The 2144-nt window shown below is 61.2% G+C and carries 2 protein-coding genes; one reads left to right on the top strand and one right to left on the bottom strand.

Annotation, left to right across the window (positions count from 1 at the left end):
* Positions 1 to 101: 101 nt before the first annotated feature.
* Complete coding sequence (gene rsmI, locus ACRESD_RS21785; protein ID WP_431752796.1) at positions 102 to 1007, bottom strand: 16S rRNA (cytidine(1402)-2'-O)-methyltransferase; 906 nt, start codon at positions 1005 to 1007, stop codon at positions 102 to 104.
* 176 nt (positions 1008 to 1183) lie between these two features.
* On the opposite strand from rsmI, the gene ACRESD_RS21790 reads away from it, so the two are divergent.
* The coding region (locus tag ACRESD_RS21790) for a penicillin-binding protein activator (RefSeq protein ID WP_431752795.1) at positions 1184 to 2144 on the top strand (961 nt) is incomplete at its 3' end.

The following is a 2144-nucleotide window of genomic DNA, read 5'->3' on the forward strand; positions in this document are numbered from 1 at the left end:
ACTCTCCGCCGCGCAGGTTAACGGCACGGCGGGCTTAGGACAAGTAATAAAAGTTCAGGATTGCCATCACGTTCAGACGAAATACAGGTTAACCCCCGGAACTATTCGGCCTTCTGTTTATCCAGCGCCACTTGATACAACACGTTCTTGCGCAAGCCGGTAATTTCCGCCGCCAGGGCTGCGGCACGCTTGAGGGGCATTTCCTTGAGCAGCAAATCCAGGATGCGCATCGCCTCACTGCCAACCGCCTCTTCATTCTCAGGAGCAGTCCAGCCAGCGACCAATACCACGCATTCGCCTCGCTGCTGGTTGCTGTCACCCTCGACGAAGGCCCGTAACTCTTCCAACGGCAGGCCCTTGAGGGTCTCGAAGGTCTTGGTCAGCTCACGGGCCAGCAGCGCTTGGCGCTCACCGCCGAAGACCATTTCCATGTCTTGCAGGCATTCAAGGATACGGTGCGGCGCCTCGTAGAAGATCAAGGTGCGCGGCTCTTCCTTCAAGGCTTGAAGACGCGCGCGACGCCCGACGGCCTTGGCCGGCAAGAAACCCTCGAAGATAAACCGGTCCGACGGCAGACCGGCGGCAGATAATGCGGCAATCAGCGCGCACGCCCCCGGAACAGGCACTACATTGATACCAGCGGCACGCGCCTGACGAACCAAATGGTAGCCAGGATCGGAAATCAGCGGCGTGCCCGCATCGGAGATCAACGCCACGTCATCCCCCGCCAACAGACGGGTGATAAATCGGCTGCCTTCTTCGCGCTCGTTGTGTTCATGGCACGCCGCTAATGGCGTGCTGATACCAAAATGCTGCATCAAACGCTGGGAGTGACGTGTGTCTTCCGCCGCAATCAGTTTCACCTCGCGCAACACCTTCAGCGCCCGGGCACTGATGTCGTCCAGGTTGCCAATGGGCGTCGCCACGACAAAAAGCGAGCCTGCAGTGGAATTCAAAGGACCTGGAGCAGTCAAAACGCACACCTCGATGGTTGGCAAAAGCCACATTGTAGCGTGTAGACGCTTGGAAAATATGCCATCACGGTGGATGCCTTCTAAGCCATCGACGACCGTTTGCAACATCTGCACGACCTAAATCGACGCTTTCACGCCAGTAACATCGCGCCTGAGCCAGTGCTTGGGTACAATTCCACGCTAATTTGATCGGTATCAGGAACACTTACATGATCGCTTGCCTGCGGCTGCTCTCCGCCCTCTGCCTCGCTGCCCTCCTGGCCGCTTGTGCCAGCTCGCCCTCGTCCAGCCTTGGCGACCTTCCCCGGACCCCGGATGCCAGTATCGAGCAACTGCTCGAACAGGCCACCACTGCCAAGACACCAGAAAAGGCCGCACTGCTGCGCCTGAGTGCGGCTGACCTGGCATTCCACCAGAACAACCCTGGCCGCTCGTCGCAGATTCTTGCGCAGGTGCCCCTGGATGTCCTGAAACCGGCCGCACAAGTATTTGCCAACACCCTGGCCGCTGAACTGGCCATGGCCCGCAATCAGCCCAAGGCGGCATTGGCAGCGCTTAATCACCCCAGCCTGCAAAGCCTGAAGGACCTGCCGGCAGATCAGCAGATCCGTACCGGTACCGTGCATGCCCGCGCCTATGAAGCCGACGGCCAGACCCTGGCCGCCGCTCGCGAGCGCGTGGCCATGGCACCGCTGCTCACCGGCGACGCCGCCAAGAGCAACCACGAAGCTATCTGGGTGCTGATTGCCGCGCTGCCAGCCGACCAGTTGCAAGCAAGCGGCAACCCCGCCCTGGATGGCTGGATCAGCCTGGCCCAAGCGGTCAAGGGCGCCGGCACCCTGGAGCAGCAACAAGCCGCTATCGATACCTGGCGCGCGCAGAACCCAGGCCACCCTGCGGCGGTGCAACTGCCCCTGCCCCTGACCAAACTCAAGGAACTGGCCAGCCAGCCCTTGAACAAAATCGCACTGCTGCTGCCGCAGGAAGGCCCACTGGCTTCCGTCGGCAAGGCCCTGCGCGAAGGCTTCATGGCCGCGCATTACCAGGCTGAACAGGCCGGGCAGAAGCCACCGGCGATCGAGTTCTATGACAGCTCGCGCCTGAGCTCCATCGACGACTTCTACGCCAAGGCCCAGGCCGCTGGCGTGCAACTGGTGGTCGGCCCACTGG

Origin of the sequence: Pseudomonas sp., from assembly GCF_050739995.1 — a bacterium.
Lineage (GTDB): Bacteria > Pseudomonadota > Gammaproteobacteria > Pseudomonadales > Pseudomonadaceae > Aquipseudomonas.

Coding starts and splice junctions, on each gene's coding strand:
- rsmI (WP_431752796.1), bottom strand. CDS start 1,007: ATGTGGCTTTTGCCAACCATCGAGGTGTGCGTTTTGACTGCTCCAGGT.